16 protein-coding genes and 5 pseudogenes are annotated in these 16,295 nt (G+C 69.2%); 8 read left to right on the forward strand and 13 right to left on the reverse strand.

Annotated features, from left to right (window positions below; all coding sequences use genetic code 11):
- The first annotated feature begins 420 nt into the window (after positions 1-420).
- On the forward strand, positions 421-1,632 hold the full coding sequence (locus ABT114_RS46830; RefSeq protein WP_351152514.1) for a transposase: 1,212 nt from the start codon (positions 421-423) through the stop codon (positions 1,630-1,632).
- A gap of 157 nt (positions 1,633-1,789) precedes the next feature.
- Positions 1,790-2,527: a phosphotransferase family protein gene (locus ABT114_RS46835; RefSeq protein ID WP_351152517.1), complete on the forward strand. Its 738-nt coding sequence runs from the start codon at positions 1,790-1,792 to the stop codon at positions 2,525-2,527.
- Positions 2,528-2,881: 354 nt separating this feature from the next.
- On the opposite strand, the gene ABT114_RS46840 is transcribed toward ABT114_RS46835, so the two are convergent.
- Entirely contained in the window at positions 2,882-3,577 is a 696-nt protein-coding gene (locus ABT114_RS46840) for a TetR/AcrR family transcriptional regulator (RefSeq protein ID WP_351152519.1), read from the reverse strand.
- A 262-nt stretch (positions 3,578-3,839) separates the two neighbouring features.
- On the opposite strand from ABT114_RS46840, the gene ABT114_RS46845 reads away from it, so the two are divergent.
- On the forward strand, positions 3,840-4,280 hold the full coding sequence (locus ABT114_RS46845) for a hypothetical protein (protein ID WP_351152639.1): 441 nt from the start codon (positions 3,840-3,842) through the stop codon (positions 4,278-4,280).
- Positions 4,281-4,318: 38 nt separating this feature from the next.
- On the opposite strand, the pseudogene ABT114_RS46850 reads toward ABT114_RS46845, so the two are convergent.
- The 4 genes and pseudogenes from ABT114_RS46850 to ABT114_RS46865 all read right to left on the reverse strand — a co-directional run.
- Positions 4,319-4,615, reverse strand: a pseudogene (locus ABT114_RS46850) (DUF6207 family protein); the annotation flags it as partial.
- Positions 4,616-4,737: 122 nt separating this feature from the next.
- Positions 4,738-5,010, reverse strand: a pseudogene (tnpA, locus tag ABT114_RS46855) (IS200/IS605 family transposase); the annotation flags it as partial.
- 13 nt (positions 5,011-5,023) lie between these two features.
- Positions 5,024-5,164 (reverse strand): annotated as a pseudogene (locus tag ABT114_RS46860) (SDR family NAD(P)-dependent oxidoreductase); the annotation flags it as partial.
- A gap of 138 nt (positions 5,165-5,302) precedes the next feature.
- Complete coding sequence (locus tag ABT114_RS46865) at positions 5,303-5,686, reverse strand: winged helix-turn-helix transcriptional regulator (RefSeq protein ID WP_351152522.1); 384 nt, start codon at positions 5,684-5,686, stop codon at positions 5,303-5,305.
- An 86-nt stretch (positions 5,687-5,772) separates the two neighbouring features.
- On the opposite strand from ABT114_RS46865, the gene ABT114_RS46870 reads away from it, so the two are divergent.
- Complete coding sequence (locus ABT114_RS46870) at positions 5,773-6,762, forward strand: zinc-dependent alcohol dehydrogenase family protein (RefSeq protein WP_351152525.1); 990 nt, start codon at positions 5,773-5,775, stop codon at positions 6,760-6,762.
- A 12-nt stretch (positions 6,763-6,774) separates the two neighbouring features.
- On the opposite strand, the gene ABT114_RS46875 is transcribed toward ABT114_RS46870, so the two are convergent.
- From ABT114_RS46875 to ABT114_RS46885, 3 genes are all read right to left on the reverse strand, one after another.
- Complete coding sequence (locus ABT114_RS46875; RefSeq protein WP_351152527.1) at positions 6,775-7,467, reverse strand: response regulator; 693 nt, start codon at positions 7,465-7,467, stop codon at positions 6,775-6,777.
- A 116-nt stretch (positions 7,468-7,583) separates the two neighbouring features.
- The gene (locus tag ABT114_RS46880) at positions 7,584-8,636 is read right to left on the reverse strand and encodes a sensor histidine kinase (RefSeq protein ID WP_502988516.1); all 1,053 of its coding nucleotides are present in this window, start codon (positions 8,634-8,636) and stop codon (positions 7,584-7,586) included.
- Positions 8,637-8,744: 108 nt separating this feature from the next.
- Positions 8,745-9,665 (reverse strand): CPBP family intramembrane glutamic endopeptidase, encoded by a 921-nt coding sequence (locus ABT114_RS46885; protein ID WP_351152529.1) that lies wholly within the window; start codon positions 9,663-9,665, stop codon positions 8,745-8,747.
- Positions 9,666-9,859: 194 nt separating this feature from the next.
- On the opposite strand from ABT114_RS46885, the pseudogene ABT114_RS46890 reads away from it, so the two are divergent.
- Positions 9,860-10,198 (forward strand): annotated as a pseudogene (locus tag ABT114_RS46890) (TetR/AcrR family transcriptional regulator); the annotation flags it as partial.
- Here the strand turns inward: ABT114_RS46890 and ABT114_RS46895 are convergent.
- A pseudogene (locus ABT114_RS46895) lies at positions 10,156-10,293 on the reverse strand (transcriptional regulator); the annotation flags it as partial. The pseudogenes ABT114_RS46890 and ABT114_RS46895 sit on opposite strands and share 43 nt — an antisense overlap.
- A 692-nt stretch (positions 10,294-10,985) precedes the next feature.
- On the opposite strand from ABT114_RS46895, the gene ABT114_RS46905 reads away from it, so the two are divergent.
- Positions 10,986-11,645 (forward strand): MSMEG_1061 family FMN-dependent PPOX-type flavoprotein, encoded by a 660-nt coding sequence (locus ABT114_RS46905; RefSeq protein ID WP_351152532.1) that lies wholly within the window; start codon positions 10,986-10,988, stop codon positions 11,643-11,645.
- Between the two features lie 58 nt (positions 11,646-11,703).
- Here the strand turns inward: ABT114_RS46905 and ABT114_RS46910 are convergent, their stop codons facing one another.
- Together ABT114_RS46910 and ABT114_RS46915 are read right to left on the reverse strand one after the other, a co-directional pair.
- Positions 11,704-11,988 carry a beta/alpha barrel domain-containing protein gene (locus ABT114_RS46910; RefSeq protein ID WP_351152535.1) on the reverse strand — a complete coding sequence of 95 codons (285 nt, stop codon included), beginning with the start codon at positions 11,986-11,988 and terminating at the stop codon, positions 11,704-11,706.
- A 35-nt stretch (positions 11,989-12,023) separates the two neighbouring features.
- On the reverse strand, positions 12,024-12,419 hold the full coding sequence (locus ABT114_RS46915; RefSeq protein ID WP_351152538.1) for a beta/alpha barrel domain-containing protein: 396 nt from the start codon (positions 12,417-12,419) through the stop codon (positions 12,024-12,026).
- Between the two features lie 321 nt (positions 12,420-12,740).
- On the opposite strand from ABT114_RS46915, the gene ABT114_RS46920 reads away from it, so the two are divergent.
- Both ABT114_RS46920 and ABT114_RS46925 read left to right on the forward strand, forming a co-directional pair.
- Positions 12,741-13,625: an SCO4651 family lipoprotein gene (locus tag ABT114_RS46920; RefSeq protein ID WP_351152540.1), complete on the forward strand. Its 885-nt coding sequence runs from the start codon at positions 12,741-12,743 to the stop codon at positions 13,623-13,625.
- A gap of 135 nt (positions 13,626-13,760) precedes the next feature.
- The gene (locus ABT114_RS46925) at positions 13,761-14,027 is read left to right on the forward strand and encodes a hypothetical protein (RefSeq protein WP_351152543.1); all 267 of its coding nucleotides are present in this window, start codon (positions 13,761-13,763) and stop codon (positions 14,025-14,027) included.
- Positions 14,028-14,442: 415 nt separating this feature from the next.
- Here ABT114_RS46925 and ABT114_RS46930 read toward each other — a convergent pair whose 3' ends face one another.
- Complete coding sequence (locus tag ABT114_RS46930; RefSeq protein ID WP_351152546.1) at positions 14,443-14,934, reverse strand: hypothetical protein; 492 nt, start codon at positions 14,932-14,934, stop codon at positions 14,443-14,445.
- A gap of 45 nt (positions 14,935-14,979) precedes the next feature.
- Entirely contained in the window at positions 14,980-15,462 is a 483-nt protein-coding gene (locus ABT114_RS46935) for a hypothetical protein (RefSeq protein ID WP_351152549.1), read from the reverse strand.
- Positions 15,463-16,295 lie beyond the last annotated feature (833 nt).

Raw genomic sequence — 16,295 nt, forward strand, 5'->3', positions numbered from 1 at the left:
GACCCCTGCACCGCCCACGGCCAACCATCACGCAGACCACCAAGCGGTGCACGTTTGTCTGTACTTGGCGGAGCACTCAGAGAAGTACGTCGACACCCCCTGCCACCCGCGCTTAGCTTCGCGTTTATCCCTGTGCTCTGCCCGTGGACGGTTGGTTGGGTGAGGTGGGGGACATGGAACGGCCATCGCGGGACTCTCCAGGTAGGTGAAGACCAGGGGAGGGTGCGATGGCCGTCGCTGTCAGTGTGCTCGGGGCGGAGGCAGGCCGCCAGGGCAAGGCCAACCTGATGCGCTTCCGCAGGGGTTGGTACGACTGTCTGTCCCGACGGGCGGATGCGTTGTTCGAGCTGACCGACGCCCTGCTGGCAGCCGGTCCGGTCTTTTCCCTGCCCTATCTGTCGCTGGACGGGCTGCACCATCGTGGTCACGGCAGGCACCTATGCGGACCTGGCCAACGGCCGCGTGGGTGCCGAAGCGGCACGTGCGCTGTTGGCCGGCTCGCTGCCCGGCGCGTCATGCCCGGTCTTCGCGGTGGACGTGAGCGTCTGGGTCCGCAGCGACGCGGAGTGCTCACCCGGGCGCGGCTACTACTACCATCCCTCCAGGCACTCGGCGGGACAGCCGATCGTGGCCGGCTGGGCCTACTCCTGGCTCGTCGGCCTGGAGTTGACGACGAACTCGTGGACCGCTCCGGTCGATGCCCGGCGCCTGGTCCCGGGCGAGAACCCGAGCACGGTCGCCGCCCGCCAGATCCGAGGACTGCTGCGACGACGACCCGGACTGGGCCGGCAGACACCACTGTTCGTGTTCGACGGCGGCTACGACTCCGTCCGCCTGGCCCTCGAACTCACCGCCGTCCCGGCCCAGATCCTCGTCCGGGTCCGGTCCGACCGGTCCTTCTACGCCAACCCACCGGCGCAGCACAGCTGCCGGACGACCGCGCCGCCACGGCGCGAAATTCGCCTGCCCCGACCCCACCCCACCTGGCCGGCCCCGGACACCGTCCACAAGTGCACGGACGAGCAGTACGGCGCAGTGACCGTGCAGATGTGGCACCGCCTGCACGCCAAGACCCAGCAGCACGACGGCCATGGCAGCCGCGGCCCGCGCCCCATCGTCCGCGGCACCCTGGTCCGGCTCACCGTCGACCGGCTGCCCGGCCGGAGCCGGGCACCGAAGACCTTGTGGCTGTGGTGGACAGGGCCACCCGGCCATACCCCCGATCCGGACCTGCTCTGGCGGGCCTACACCCGCCGCTTCGACGTTGAACACACCTTCCGCTTCGCCCGCCAGACTCTGAACTGGACCCTGCCTCGGCCCCGCACGCCCGAGCAGGCTGACCGGTGGACCTGGCTGATCATCGCCGCCTACACCCAACTTCGCCTCGCCCGAACCCTGGTGGCCGACCACCGACTGCCATGGGAGAAACCACTGCCGCCTGCCCGGCTCACACCCGGCCGTGTCCGCCGACGATTTCGTCACGTTCAAGCAGCAGTGGGAACACCAGCCAACCCGCCACAACCCTGCGGACGCTCCGCAGGCCGTCCACAAGGCACCCGTCGAGGCCCCGCACCCCGCCACCCCGCAGTCAAAACAGCCGCAAGACCCGCGACCCACCGCCCTCAGGGATAAAAGCGAAGCTTAGGGCTCCCAACGCAAGTGGGGACTTGACCTGGTCAGCAGTCGGTGTCGCGCACGACGTTGCCGGGGAGCGGGACGCGGTCAGCCGCGCAATCGCACGCGATAAACCCGGCGACGTCGACGATCGCCCCCGGGATACTGGTCGCCCATGGATGAGGTCAAAGTCGTCGTCGCCCATTCCGAGCGTGCGACGCTGCGCGTCGGCGACGTGTTCCTGAAGGTGGATGCCGATCAGGCGCGTATCGACGTCGAGGTCGAGGCGATGGCCCTGGCGCCGGTCCCCACCCCGAAAGTCCTGTGGTGCAAGCCGCCCGTGCTCGCGATCGCCGTGGTCCCAGGGACGGCGCTCGGCCGCCTCGGCGAGCCGTCGACCGCATCGCCAGCGGCGTGGGCCGCGGCGGGCGCCGCGATCCGGAAGTTGCACGACGCGCCGTTGCCGCCCTGGCAAAGCCGGGGCCTCGACGAGTTGGCGGCGGATCTCGACGGCGAGTGTGAGTGGCTCGTGACGAACGGCGTCCTGCCCGCCGACCTGGTCACCCGCAACCGCCAGGTCGCCGAGGCCGCGCTCCGGCCGTGGACTCCGGTGTTCACGCACGGCGACCTGCAGATCGCTCACGTGTTCGTCGACGGCGACGAGATCACGGGCATCATCGACTGGTCCGAGGCGGGCCAGGGCGATGCGCTGTTCGACCTCGCCACCTTGACGCTCGGACACGAGGAGCACCTCGGCAACGTCGTCGCCGGCTATGGCACCGACGTGGACCTCGACGTGATCCGCGCGTGGTGGTCGTTGCGAAGCCTGCTGGTGGTTCGCTGGCTGGTCGAGCATGGCTTCGACCCGACCGCGCCAGGCTGTGAAGTCGACGTGCTGAGATCCTGCCTGTGAGGCTGCGGGCCCGACTGCTGCGAGTGCGTTCTGACACATCCTGCAGGCCATCTCCTGGGGCGCATTGCCTGCCTAGCCGTGGGTCAACTGGTCCAGTCCGCTGCTGAACCGCAGCACCCCCGCAGCCCGCGCAGAGACCCGCTGAGCGGCGTGTGACAGCACGGGCCGGGGCAGCCGGAAGACGGCGGTCGGACGGCCCGTGGTCCTGCCGCCCGGAGTGCTGTCCGGGGTCTTCCCGGCCGGTCGGCCGAGGTACCGGTCCGGTGTGGCGCCGGTCCGGTGTGGCGCCGGTCCGGTGTGGCGCCGGTGCGGTGTGATGCGCAGCTGTTGTCCGCGGCCTCGTCTCTCGTGTGGTCAGGACTGCTCGCGGCAGTCCTCTTCGGTGCACTCGAGAGTGACGAGGGTCTGGTCGACCTGCTGGCTGGTCAGAGGAGGTTCGGGCAGTTCGTGGGCGCCCTCGGTGCGGAAGGCGTCGAGCATCAGGTGGAGGTGGCGGCGCCAGGCTTGGGGGGCGATGGTGCGTGTGGCCTGAATGATCCCGGCCTGGGACCAGATCACGAAGGCGATGTCCTGCGCGGTGACGTCGCCGCGCAGGACGCCCTGTTCCTGGGCGTTGCGCATGATCTGGACGCAGAGCTCCTTGGTGCGTTCGTACATCTCGCGGCCGGCCACGTGAAGGGGCAGCCGTGCCGAGACCAGGTCGTTGAAGGCGCGGTCGCAGCCCTGCAGCTCGCAGAGTTTCTCCAGGTAGCGGCAGAACCCCTCCCAGGCGTCGTCCATGGCCGCGGCTTCTTCCGCGGCGGTGAGCAGTTCCGTGTACTTCGCGTTGAAGAGTGTTTCGACCAGGTCGAGCCGGGTGGGGAAGTGGCGGTAGAGCGTGCCGATCGCGACGCCGGCCTCGCGGGCGATGCCCTCCAGGGACGCCCCGAGGCCCTGCTCGCAGAAGGCCGTGCGGGCGGCGGCCACGATCGCGTCCCTGTTGCGCTGTGCGTCACGGCGCAGGGGTTTCGCCGGTGTCTCCCTCGCGGACGGGGCGTGGTGGTGGCTCATGACTCGAGCGTAACATGAGGCCCCCCTCGAATTCGGCTGTTGTCATGTTTCCGATCGCAATCTCGCCCCTCTGACGTGCTGTGATGAGCCTCACCGCAAACATGAGGCACCCCTCGGGTACGGTGGCAGAGCCGAACATGAGGCACCCCTCCGGATGACCTTGCGGCAAGCCGACTGACCCGGGATTTCCGGATCTCGGTTCACATAGAAGCGGCGGCCGCCAGTTCGGCGAAACCGCGGCAGTCTCGCAAGGGAAATGACCATGAACAGCATGACCAAGCGCGTCTCGATCGCACTCGCCTCCACGGCACTGGCCGGCGGAGCCCTTCTCGGAGCCGGCGGCTCGGCGTCGGCAGCCACGACGTCGGTGCCCGTGCAGCACACGCAGTACGTGTCCGCCACCTCCGCGACCAGCAGCGAGCAAGTCGGCCGCCACACGGACGACGACCGCCGCGACGACCACCGTGGGCAGGACACTGTGCGCTACGTACGGGCTGCGGACCACGAGGGCGAAGCGGCCTCGTGGCACGGTGTCAGCGCCGCCCGCTGGTACGAGGACCAAGTCGAGGAAGCGGCCTCGTGGCACAGTGTCAGCACCGCCCGCTGGTACGAGGACCAAGTCGACGAAGCGGCCTCGTGGCACAGTGTCAGCACCGCCCACTGGTACGAGGACCAGGTCGTGTGGTCCCTGAACCACAGCTGACGCGGTCCGAGCCGCCCCACTCCGGAACGCCGGCGCCTGCCCACACAGCAACACGACCGCACCCCCGGCCGACCAGGATCCCGGATCGCGCGCCCCACGGCGGTCCGCACCCGCATTGAGACGAACGCCGCACGCAAGGCGAAGGCACTCTGGCCCTCAGCGCCCGCCACGCCGACCACGGCCAGGCCCGCACCGACACATGAACCTCGTCGACCGCTTCCCTTGCCGATCGCTTCCCCACACGCCGTGACACCCCGCCGGACCGGGCAGGTCCTCTCCACGCCGGGACAGTCACCCGACGCGAACGCCCAGGGCCCGTCTCCAGTCGTGATCATGTGGTCAGGCGGAGGCTGCGGGGAAGGCGAGAGCGAACCCGCTGCGGTTCCAGCGGGCGAAGGCGGCAGGCACGATGCGCCGGGGATGACGAAGCCCTCTCGGTCAAAGTAGATCGAGCCAGCGACCAGAAGTGGTCACCCCACAGGTACTTACGGATATGGGCTGGGAACTCCTGACGGAGCCGCCGGGCGGAGACGCCCTTGAGGGATCCGACCAGCCGGGACAAGGCGACTTTGGGCGGGTAGTGCACCAGCAGGTGGACGTGGTCCCTCTCCCCGTTGAACTCCGCCAGCTCGGTGTCGAAGTCCGCGCACACGTCACGCATGACCTCCTCGCAGCGCCGAAGGATCTCATCGGTGAACGGGCCGCGCCGGTACTTGGGCGTGAAGACCAAGTGCGCGTGACATGATCACTGCTTGCCCGCCGGTCTTGCGCCGGCCCGTGATGAACACGTGCGCGCCCTCGGCCGCCAGCCGTACGGCATTGGCCAGGCCGATCCCCGAGCCGCCTCCGGTGACGAGAGCGGTCTTCCCCTCAAGCAGTCCCATGCGAACAACCTCCTTCTATTTCCGCATCGATCGATGCGGAATGGGTGTGCTGCGGGCGGTGGCGACCGAACGGAGCGGCAGCGGAGGCCGAGCGGCGTCGACGTCGCCCCACCGGCGGGGCGACGCCCATCGCCGAGATCAACCCGCCGGGCGAACCCGAGCAGAAGGAGCGGCTTCCGCCGCATCCTGGAAATCGGCGATGTCCCCGCCGTACTCCCTCGCCCAGTTCGTCAGGACCTCGATGGGCTCGATGAGGGTCCGGCCGAGGTCGGTGAGGCTGTATTCGACCCGCCGCGGCGCTTCGGCATGGCGGTCGACCAGACCGTACTGCTGGAGCCGGCGCAGCGTCTGGGTGAGGACCTTGCGCGAGACGCCGCCGATGAGGTCGACGAGCTCACCGTGCCTGCGAGGCTTCTGGCTGAGCCCGAAGAGCGCGAGCACGGCCCATTTGTCAGAGATGATCTCGACCGCCAGACGCGTGGGGCAGTCGGCGAGGGAGGCTGCTCCGTCCACATTCTGCATGAAGGTCGAAGGTACCAGGAGGTAACCCACGGCTCCGTAACGTCTTCCTCGAGCAACCAACCAGCACCGGATGCGGAGGAGTCACCATGCCACGAGTCGTTGTGTTCGACGAGTTCGGCGGGCCGGAGGTCATGCACGTCGTCGAGGAGCCCGTCGTCGAGCCCGCAGCCGACGAGGTCCGGGTCAGGATGGAGGCGTTCGCCGTCAACCCGCTCGACCAGATGATGCGTTCCGGCACCTCGCCCGCACCCGTCCCCCTGCCGCACGCTCGCCTCGGTGTCGAAGGAACCGGCGTCCTCGACGCGCTGGGCCCCGAGACCACCGGGCTGAAGATCGGCGATCCGGTCATTCTCACGGCCGTTCCGGACGCGAGCGCCAGGGGCAGCTACGCCGAATACACCACGGTCCCCGCAAGCCGGGTCGTCGCCCGGCCGGCCGGGCTCGGAATCACGGAGGCAGCGGCGATCTGGGTCGGCTACTCCACCGCCTACGGCGCGCTCGTCGAGAAGGCGAGGATCCGACCCGGCGACCACGTCCTCATCACCGCCGCGTCCGGCGCCGTCGGCCGGGCGGCGATGCAGATCGCCCATCAGATCGGTGCCGTGCCCATCGCCGTCACTCGGCACACCGCGAGGAAGGACGAGCTGCTCGCCGCCGGCGCCGCCGCGGTCGTCGCCACCGACCACACGGACATCGCCGAAGCCGTCGACCACCACACCGGCGGGACCGGCGCGGACATCGTCCTCGACCTTGTCATGGGCCCCGGCCAGCAGGATCTCCTGAAGGCGGCCCGCCCCGGCGGAACACTGGTCGCCGCAGGCTTCCTGGACCCGCGGCCCACGCCCTTCCCGGGAGGCCCACCGCTCACGATCTTCAGCTACCGGAGCTTCGAGCACACCCTCGACGCCGTCGTGGTGAAGCGTATGGCGGCCTTCCTGAACGCGGGCGTGCGCCTCGGTGCACTGCGGCCCGCCGTCGACGACAAGGTGTTCTCCCTTGACGACGTCGTCGAGGCACACCGCCACCTCGAGAAGGGGCTGCACGCCGGGAAGAAGATCGTCGTGACGGCCTTCTGAGGCCGTGCCGGCTCAGGACGTGGCGGATACCAGGCCGATCCGGTAGGCGAGGACGACGGCTTGGACGCGGTCGCGCAGGTCGAGTTTGGTCAGGATCCGCGACACATAGGTCTTGACCGTCTCGGGTGTGATGAACATCGCCGCGGCGATCTCCGCGTTCGAGAGTCCCTCGGCGATCAGTTGGAGCGCTTCCAGTTCGCGGACGGTCAGCGCGCTCATGACTTCCTCCCTGGCCGGCCGGGAGGTGTCCGCCGGGCGCAGCCGTTCGGCGAAGTGGCCGATGAGGTGGCGGGTGACGGCCGGTGCGAGCAGTGCCTCGCCCCGGGCGACCGTCCGGATGCCGCCCACCAACTCCGCAGGGGGCGAGTCCTTGAGGAGGAAGCCGCTCGCCCCGGCTCGGAACGCGTCGTAGACGTAGGCGTCGACGTTGAAGGTGGTGACGACCAGTACCTTCGGTGGTGCCACGGCGTCGGGGCCGGCCAGCCGACGGGTCGCCTCGATGCCGTCCAGCAGGGGCATCCGGATGTCCATCACGACCACGTCGGGGCGCAGTTGCTGCGTGGCCTGGACTGCGGCGTGCCCGTTCTCGGCCTCCCCTACGACCTCCAGGTCGGGCTGGGCGGAGAAGATGGTGACATAGCCGGTGCGCACCAATGCCTGGTCGTCGCAGACGAGTACGCGGATCGGCGGCGGCTCATCGCTCACGGGTCACTCCTGCGTGGGCTGGGTGGGGATCACGGCACGGACACGGAACCCGCCGTCGGGCCGGGGTCCGGCCACCAGTTCACCATCGAGCATCCGCACCCGTTCACGCAGCCCCGTCAGGCCTCGTCCGCCACCACGGCCCACCTTTCGGGCAGCGGGTGCGGACGCCGAGGAGGGGCGGATCCTTCGGTGGCCACCTCGATCTCGATGTGCTCGTCACCGTGCTGGACCAGGACCCTCGTCCGCTGCCCGACCGCGTGCTTCATCGCGTTGGTAAGCGCCTCCTGCACCACGCGATACGCGGCCAGTTCCACGTCCACGCTCTGCGCCCGCCACTCGCCCCGCTCGGTGAACTCGACGGGCTGGCCCGACATGCGGGCCTGCGCGACCAGGTCCCCCACCTTTCCCAGGGTGGGTGCCCGGTCCGCGGAGGCGGAGGCGGACTGACCGGTCGCCTCCAGCACGCCGAGCAGGTACCGCAGTTCGGTGAGCGCCCGGCGACCGGTGTCGCTGACAGCTGTCAGACTGTCACCGGCGCGTTCAGGCGCGGACGTGAGCAGGAACTGCGCCGCGTCGGCCTGGACCACCATGGCCGTCACATGGTGGGTCACCACGTCGTGCAGTTCACGCGCGATGCGTGCGCGCTCGGCGGCCGTGGCCACCTCGGCGGCCAGCCGCCGCCGCTCGGCCTCCTCCGCCCGACGCCTGCGTACGCCGCTGCCCACCGCCCAGACCCCGGCCAGAACCAGAGAGAACGCGAGGTAGTCCGGGATCCGCTGCGGTGAGCCGAAGTGGTGCAGGACGACCGCCAGCACGGCGTAGCCCGTGCTCGCCGCGGCGGCGAGAGCGCGGCGGAAGGAGACCTGGTGGGCTCCGGCGGAGTACAGGGCCGCATAGAGCCCGACACTCCCGAACGTCGCCGGACAGCCCAGCGCCTGGTGCACCGCGAAGGCGCAGCCGACGACGGCGAGGCAGGCCGCGGGCCGTCGGGTGCGTACCGTCAGCGGCAGGGTCTGCGCCAGGGTCAGCCCGATGCTCAGCGGGCTTGACGGGTGATCAGGCAGGTCGCCGAGCTGCGCCCCGATCTGCGACAGGGTCGGTACGAAGGCCAGCACGGTGAGAACCAGCGCGAGAACGCCGTCCTTGACGGACTGCTGACGCCCCGTCAACCAATCGAGCGGCCTTCGCAACAGCGGTGGTCTCCGAGACCACCTGAGCATCATCACTTCCGTCTCCGTTCCGTTCCGGTCAGCCGGAGGCGGTGCCGCGCGCAGGGCTCAGCGGGCGACGTGCTGACGGGGCAGCAGAGCGCCCCGCCGGTGGGCGAGGACGAACATCGGGACCGCCAGCGCCACACCGATGAGGACGGTAACGATCGACGCCTCCAGACTGAAACTGCCGCCGGTCAGCAGGCCCGAACCGCTGACGTGCACGGACAGCAGCCCCTTGGCGGTGTTGCCCGAGACCGGGATGCCGAGCAGCTGCTCGGTGGCGTTCCAGGCGAAGTGCAGACCCGCGACGAACCAGATGCTGCGCCGCCACAGGAACGCCGCTGCGAGCAGCGCGCCCGCCTCGAGGGCGATCGCCAGTGCGCTCCACGCGGTGGCACCGGGGTTGGCCAGGTGCGCGGCGCCGAAGAGCAGCGCGGTGATCGCGACAGCCGCACGGCTGCCGAACAGCCGCTCCAGGGCTTGCAGGGCGAGGCCGCGGAACATCAGCTCCTCCGTGACCACCGCGCCCGCCGACACGGCGCCCGCGGACGCCACGACGGAGAAGAAACCGTTTCCGGCCCAGGAGAACGAGTAGCCTCCGAACGCCGTGATCACCAGGGCGGATACGAGGATGAAGCCCAGGCCGATCCCGCCGCCGAGCAAGGCCTCCCGCACGGCCCCGCGCCGGGCGATCTCCGGCATCGGCCGTCGCGCGACGAAGCGCATGACCGCCCAGTAGACAGCCACCGCAACGGCCGCTCCCAGCACCGGCACCGGTCCGGGGCCGGTCGCGGTCGCAGCCGAGACCGCGCCGACGCCGGCGATTCCGATCAGCATCCAGCCGAGCGGAGAGCGGCAGATCCGGCCGACGCGGCCGCCGCTCGGACCGGAGACGCCGCTCGGACCGCAGGCATCGCTCGGACCGGAGACGTCCGCAAGCCGGTCGTGGCCCGCCTCGTGGCGCGTGGTGGATGACGTGTGCATCATGGCCTCCCCTTGGTAGTCGGCTGCTCCGGCGGCGACCCGACGACCACGCTAGGAACACCGCGACATCCGCGATTCACCCCCGAGCGGACGGCGCCGGTAGCTCTCACGGGGGATGCGCTCGGCGGTGCGGTGCCCTCGTCGTGGATCCCCTACCTCTTCCGCATCGATCGATGCGGAAGAGGTAGGTTCCGAGGGTGACTACCAGACAGAGCGGCCCCATCGGCCGGCCCCGGGGATTCGACGCCGAAGAGGCTCTCGAACGCGCCATGCTGTTCTTCTGGGAACACGGCTACGAGGGCGCCAGCCTGGCTGGCCTGACCGAGGCGATGGGCATCTCGACCACCAGCATGTACGCGGCCTTCGGGAACAAGGAGGAGCTGTTCCGAAAGGCCCTGGACCGCTACACCGAGGGCCCGAGCGCATACCTCGCCCGGGCCCTGGAGGAGCCGACTGCCCTCGGCGTGGCCACCGCGGTCCTGGCCGGTACCGTCCGGGCGAGCAGGCCGCGTCGCGCGGTAACGTGCGTGGCGATGTAGCCGGCGAGCGCGTCCAGCTGCCGTGCGACGGCTTAGTCGCCCTTGATGCCGCTGGCGCCGTACTTGCCGAACTCGATGTTCCGCTCAGGCATCGTCTCTTCCGGACCTCGATTGGTGGATCACTGTACGGGCTCGTGAACGCCGATCACCCATCCGCAACTGTCAGGTGAGTCCAACTCGGTTGCTCTGTCGTGAGATTGTCTGGCGCACCGGTTCGGGAACGCCGGGGATCGGCCGCACAGGAGGCCGAGGTATCCGTCGGACATGACGGACGCCGAGTGGGCCGCAGTGCGGGACTCGCTGCCGGTGCCGGGGTGACTGGAGGGCAGGGGCGGCCGGCCGGAGGGCTATGGCCACCGGCAGATGGTCGACGCGGTCCGGTACCTGGTCGCGGGGCGCTGACCTGGCCGGGGAACTCGTTGGCCAGGCCGCGGTAGCCGTCGTCGACCTCGGCCTTCACGCCGGGGGCAGCCGATCGTGCAGTTCACGGACCCAGCCCTTGTCGCGCCAGCGCCGCCAGAACACGTAGACCCGCCCGTCTCCCGCCGACGGTCGCCCTCACGTCGCTCATGGCGCCCGGACTCACAGCGCGCCACCCAACGCGGGGCGAGTTCTGCGACCAACTCGCCCAGATGTTGGCGCGACAGCCCGCAGAAGGCAGGATGGGACATCGCCGCGCGGGCCTGTTTGTTCTTCACACACCAGACAACTCGCGCGGGTGTCTCTATGTCCCCGCACTCACCGACCAAGATCAATCGCAGGTCGGCCCATTAGGGTCGGGGGCATGACGACACCCCTTGCCGGCAGTGCCTTCGACTCGCTCCGCCTCGACGCCGTGCCCGACCAGCAGGCGTTGCGCCGGGCCTACGAACTCCCCAAAGACGCGGCCATGCGCAAGCAGATGACCGAACTCACCGAACAGACCCGGCGGTTGATCGGCTGCTCAACGCTGGTCCTGGTCGCCAGCGCGGATGCTGAGGGCAACTGTGACGTTTCCCCGCGCGGCGGCCCCGCCGGGTTCGTCGCCGTCCTGGACGCACGGACGGTGGCGATACCGGACGCGACAGGCAACAAGCGTCTGGACACCCTGCAGAACGTCGTCGCCACCGGACGGGCCGGGCTGCTGTTCGTCATCCCGGGGCGCACCACGACGCTCAGGGTGAACGGCCGGGCCTGCGTCTCCACCCGCCCGGAGCTGCTGTCGCAGCTGACCGCTGTGGGCAAGCCGCCGGCCAGTGCGCTGGTGCTGGGGATCGAGGAGGTCTACCCGCACTGCCCCAAGTCGCTCCTGCGCAGCGCGGCCTGGAAGCCGGAGCAGTGGCTGCCGGCGGACGCCCAGCCGACCTCGGCCGAGGTGACGCTGGCCCAGCTGCGGATGCCGGAGCTGACGATCGCTGACATCGAGCAGGCGGAGGCGGATTCGCTGAAGTACCGGTACGAGTAACGGGCCGACCAGCGATTGCTGAACCACCAGACCAGCACGCCCCAAGATCAATCGCGGATCAGCCCGTCAGGATCGGCAGGTCGAACCCCCGGCGGCGCAATGTGTAGACGGCTGCGAGGACGAGCGGTCTGATGCCCGGCCCGGAGTACCCGAAGACGCCGCCGAGGCGAAGCTCGCCGGTGACCGAGACGTCGGCACCCGCGATCGAGTCGCTGAGCGTGATCGCGGTGGCCCCGCCGGATTCGGCCGCCCTGGCCCGTACCTCGACGCCCTCGCCCGCGGCCAGCTTGACGGAGATCGGCAGGTCGGTGCACCTCCGGACCGCCGCGGTGTAGGCGTACACGCGGTCTGGCGTGTCGTCCGGTGCGCCGTCCTCGTTCAGGCAGGAGCTGGAAGTTCCAGTGCACGGCAGCCAGTTGCGGCAACCTGCTCGGCGAGCCGACCGAGGGCGTCCGGTCGGTCGGCGTGCATCGAGGCGATCACCGGTAGGTCGTCCGCCGCGAGGGAGCGCAGCGTCTGCAGCCACCGCGTGACCGGCCGTTTCGAATACGTGGTGCTGTTGAACATGCCGATCGGCAACCGGACTATCCGTTCGTCGAGTTGGCGGGGCGGGTCGCGGTGGATCGTCTTGGTGACCACCGCGCCTGCTCCGGCCGCGAGCAGCCGACGGATGTTGCGCTCCTGATCGGTGAGGAGGCCGGATCCCACGACAACGGGGTTCGTCATGGACAAGCCGAGAACATCAACGCTCAGCGGCGTTTGCGGATTGGGCATGGTGGACTATCCCTCGGGTCCGACGGTGACCGGCCGTCGCGGCCGATGCACGGCGCTCAGCACGTTGTCGATACGCCGCACCACAAGCGCACCAGATGGGGCGGGGAACGGCGGTAACAGCGACGGCGCCCGCCGAGGCCGCGAAGCGGCCGTTCATCCAGCTCAGGGATCGAATCGGCGCTGTCTCCCCTCAGCTTCCCAAGCTGAGAGTCCGACCACTTCTACGGCTGGCAGAGTTGGCACGAGCACGGCTGACACACACACCTCACAAGACCCCGGCTGACCACGAAACACACTCCGAGATAGGCTCGCGATCTTGGCATGGATCTGCCATCCACCATTGGGGGGTTTGTGGGGATTTCCGTTCTTATTTCCGTACCGCGCAGAGCGACGAGCGTAGCGTTCGCGGCCGTGCTGCTCGTGGGGGGACCCATTGCCTGCGGAGGCGGCGCCAAGAGCGATTCCGCGGTTGACGACCCGCCCAAGGTGGCTCCCGCGGCGGCTGTAGCGAAGGCAGCGAAGAACTCCGAGGACATCACATCGCTCCACTATCGGATCAGCGGGACCGTGCCGGCGAAGGGCCGACTGAAGGCCGAGGCCTCCATGACCACAAAACCGCTGGCCATGAGCATGAAGATCACCGCTGCAGCCTCTCAGGGCGGGGACGGCCAACTGGAGATCCGCTTCGTCGACGAGGTCATGTACGCCGCAGGCAGCGCGGTCCACTCCGACAAGCTGAACGGCAAGCACTGGCTCAGCGCTGCGCCGGCCGTATGGGGACGCAGCGGAGGGGACAACCAGTCCTACGGCGTACTGCCCAGTCAGCTGCAGGCAAGCCCAATTGCGCAGCCCACGCTTCTGACCGGGTCCAAGGACCTGCGGCTGATCGGGACCGAGACGGTCGACGGCGCCAGGACCACGCACTACAAGGGGACGGTCAACAGCGACGGCCTGATTCGAGAGCGCCTCGATCAGTTCATGCAGCTGGAAATCTCCGACCCGCTCCCCATGGACCTGTGGACAGACGGCGACGACCGCACCAAACAGTTCCGTATGCGGGCCGAACACAACGACATGCTTGCCGGCACTGGAGACGGGCCGCTGGATCTGACCATCACCTTCCTCGACATCAATCAGCCCACGACCATCAAAGCCCCACCAGCCAAGGACACCGCCCCACTCGCGGACGACACGCAGGAAGGCTGAGCGTCACCGGGGCACCCCATTGCGCGGGGAGATGCTCTCCAGCGGGCTGTGCGACTACGCCGTGCAGTGCGAAACGGAACGGGTACTGATGGCGATGTCCCGGTCCGCCCCGGCTCGCCGCACGAAGCCGCGGCCTTGGGCGACGAGGCGAGGCTCGAACTGCTCGACGACGGCTGGGTCAGCGTGCGGGCCGCGTGGGCCAGGCTCGCCACCACGGGAAAGATCCTGGCCGACGAAATGGCCGCAGCTGTCGAGCGAACGGCAGGCCGTGCCGCTCGTCTCAAGGCGCTCCCCGAACTGCCTTCCGATGCCTCCTACCACGCGGCCAGGTCGGCAGTGGCGCAGACGCTGAGCCGGTTGGCGGCCGATTACCAGCAGTACTCGACGGACGGCAAGAGCTGACAGCGACCGCCCCCTCACGTGACGCAACGTCACCTTCTGATGAAATCCCGGACTCGGTGTGGACCCGGGCACCTGGGCATCGCTCATCTCCTCCTCTACTTCGCCGGTGGAGTCGAACTTCAAGCTCTCGCCGTAACCCGGCGGCATGTAGCCGTTCTGGTGGTTCCAGCTCGCCGCGATCTCCGGGTGGTCGGCGAAGTACGCGGCCCAGACATCGCTGAAGCGCTCGGTGCCCCGGTCGCGGACGTGGCAGCACACAGTGTTGTGACCAGGGCGCCTCATGCACGTGTGCGGCGGGTGGTCGCGGCCGAGGTCCTCGCCGCAGTAGCGGTGCTCGGTGGTCACTGGGGGCTCCTAGGCGGGATGGGGCGGCCGCGCCCGATGGGGTCGGGCGCGGCCACTGGGATGGGGTGGGTCAGTAGGTCCAGCGCCAGTCGCCGGAGCTGTAGCGGCAGGTGATCGACGTACCGGCGGCGTTGGTGGTGGAGGCGCCGTGGTCGCTGTTGCGGCAGTACTGTCCGGCGCTGTAGCAGTTGCCCGCGTTGGACTTGATCGAGCAGACGCCCGTGCTGGTACCACTGTTGCTGCTAGACGAGCCGCTGCTGGTCCCGCTGGCGGCGCGCACGGTCTTGGTGACGGTGACGGTCGGGGCGGGCTTGGGCTTGGCGGTCTTGGTGACCGTGGCGGTCGGCTCCGGCGTGACGGTCGCGGTCGCCGTGGCGGTCGTGGTGACTCTCACCGTCGGGGCCGGGGCGGGCGAGGCGGAGGCGCTGTCCTGGCCGTTGGCGCCGATGCCCGAGCCGATACCGAGGAGCAGCACAGCTCCGGCCCACACGCGCTTGCGCTTGTACAGCTTGCGAGAGTCGGCGGGGCCCGAGCCGGGTGCCGGGGTGTACGGGTTGGTCATGATCCCCCCTGGGATGCGTACATGGTGTGGGTGAAACTAGGGCCGTCAGCAGGACTCGGTGAGCTTGACCGCGTACATGGTCACGGTGATCCCCAGGGCGTGACTGCCGGACGCGGGCTCCTGGGAGCAGACCTTCCAGTTGCTGTCGAGGACCTGGAAACGGTCTTGGCCGGAGGCGTCCTTGTCGCGCAGGTTGTAGAACCCGGCGGCCTGCGCGGTGTCCTGGGCGTCCTGCAGGACCATGCCGGTGAAGTCCGGCAGATCACCGGTCTCAACGGCGGGCTCGGCGTCGATGGAGTCCTCCTCCTGGGCCGCCTGGGTCTCCTGCGGGGCCTCGGCGGACTGGGTGACGGTGACCGTCGGCGTCGGGGCGGCCTCGTTGCTGTCGGCGCTCGGCTGCTCCTTAGTGCCGTTGGCGACGGCGCCGATGACGGTGAGGACGACAACGCCGACCCAGAAGCCCTTGCGCTTGTAGATCGGGACTCTGGCGGGCTGCTTCGGCTGCGGGGCGTTGAACGGGCTGGACATGATCCCCCCTAGGGATACGGGTTGTGGTGGTCCGTCAGGTGACGGCAGGTGGTGTCTGGCGGGCTGGTCAATAGCTGTACCCCCCACAGGTTCGTGCGTGGCGTGATCATATGTGGTTGATCAGTGAAGGAGAAGTGAGGGTCGAGTGACGGCCCCCGCTCTGACCTGCGGGTTAGAACTTGCCGTTGGACAGCGTCTCGGCGCCCTTGTCGTACACGGTCAGCAAGCCGTTCTCATTCGAATTGCCCCGGCTCTTCTGCCAGTCGGCGCACGCGGAGGCCATCAAACGGCGCCTGCGGCTGATCCATCTGTCCACCGGCGCCCGCATGGACCTCATCGAATCCCACGTCGCCTCCTGGTACACCCCCGGGACATGCGCCGTACCTTCCGGGTCGAGACAAGGTGGCACTCCGATTGAGGTGCCCCGAGGTTTCCGGACAGGGATCCATCAGGATCGCTGTCCGGAAACCTCGGGGCACCTCACCCACCGGTGTAGCCGCCGAGCAGGCGGCCGGGGCTCGTTCCGCACCCGCCAACGCCAACTTGAGTCCCCCTCGCCTTCGGGTGGGCCGAGGGACATTCGGCTGAGGTGAGGAGAACTCGGCAACCTTGAAGATGCATCATCGCCCGGCACTCCTCCACCATCGGGGAGAAGCCCCACGGGCCTATGCGGTGCAGCAGGTACTCAGGAATTCACGGGATGTCACGCAATAGGGGCCCGACTTCACTCCCTGACGTCCTGACCGTAGTGGGCGCGTGCGGCGTGGACGGACTGCTGGAGCGCGGCCACGAGGTGCGCCCCGCGACGTCGCCGTGGCGTACGGCGAGAACGC

Source organism: Streptomyces sp. NPDC002088 (assembly GCF_040296605.1).
Taxonomy (GTDB): Bacteria; Actinomycetota; Actinomycetes; order Streptomycetales; family Streptomycetaceae; genus Streptomyces.

Excerpts from the sequence above, each read along its gene's own strand:
- ABT114_RS46935 (WP_351152549.1), bottom strand. The coding sequence starts at position 15,462 with ATGTCCAGCCCGTTCAACGCCCCGCAGCCGAAGCAGCCCGCCAGAGTC.
- ABT114_RS46865 (WP_351152522.1), bottom strand. The coding sequence starts at position 5,686 with ATGCAGAATGTGGACGGAGCAGCCTCCCTCGCCGACTGCCCCACGCGT.
- ABT114_RS46920 (WP_351152540.1), top strand. The coding sequence starts at position 12,741 with ATGGATCTGCCATCCACCATTGGGGGGTTTGTGGGGATTTCCGTTCTT.
- ABT114_RS46840 (WP_351152519.1), bottom strand. The coding sequence starts at position 3,577 with ATGAGCCACCACCACGCCCCGTCCGCGAGGGAGACACCGGCGAAACCC.
- ABT114_RS46845 (WP_351152639.1), top strand. The coding sequence starts at position 3,840 with ATGAACAGCATGACCAAGCGCGTCTCGATCGCACTCGCCTCCACGGCA.
- ABT114_RS46930 (WP_351152546.1), bottom strand. The coding sequence starts at position 14,934 with ATGACCAACCCGTACACCCCGGCACCCGGCTCGGGCCCCGCCGACTCT.
- ABT114_RS46835 (WP_351152517.1), top strand. The coding sequence starts at position 1,790 with ATGGATGAGGTCAAAGTCGTCGTCGCCCATTCCGAGCGTGCGACGCTG.
- ABT114_RS46870 (WP_351152525.1), top strand. The coding sequence starts at position 5,773 with ATGCCACGAGTCGTTGTGTTCGACGAGTTCGGCGGGCCGGAGGTCATG.
- ABT114_RS46885 (WP_351152529.1), bottom strand. The coding sequence starts at position 9,665 with ATGATGCACACGTCATCCACCACGCGCCACGAGGCGGGCCACGACCGG.
- ABT114_RS46905 (WP_351152532.1), top strand. The coding sequence starts at position 10,986 with ATGACGACACCCCTTGCCGGCAGTGCCTTCGACTCGCTCCGCCTCGAC.
- ABT114_RS46915 (WP_351152538.1), bottom strand. The coding sequence starts at position 12,419 with ATGCCCAATCCGCAAACGCCGCTGAGCGTTGATGTTCTCGGCTTGTCC.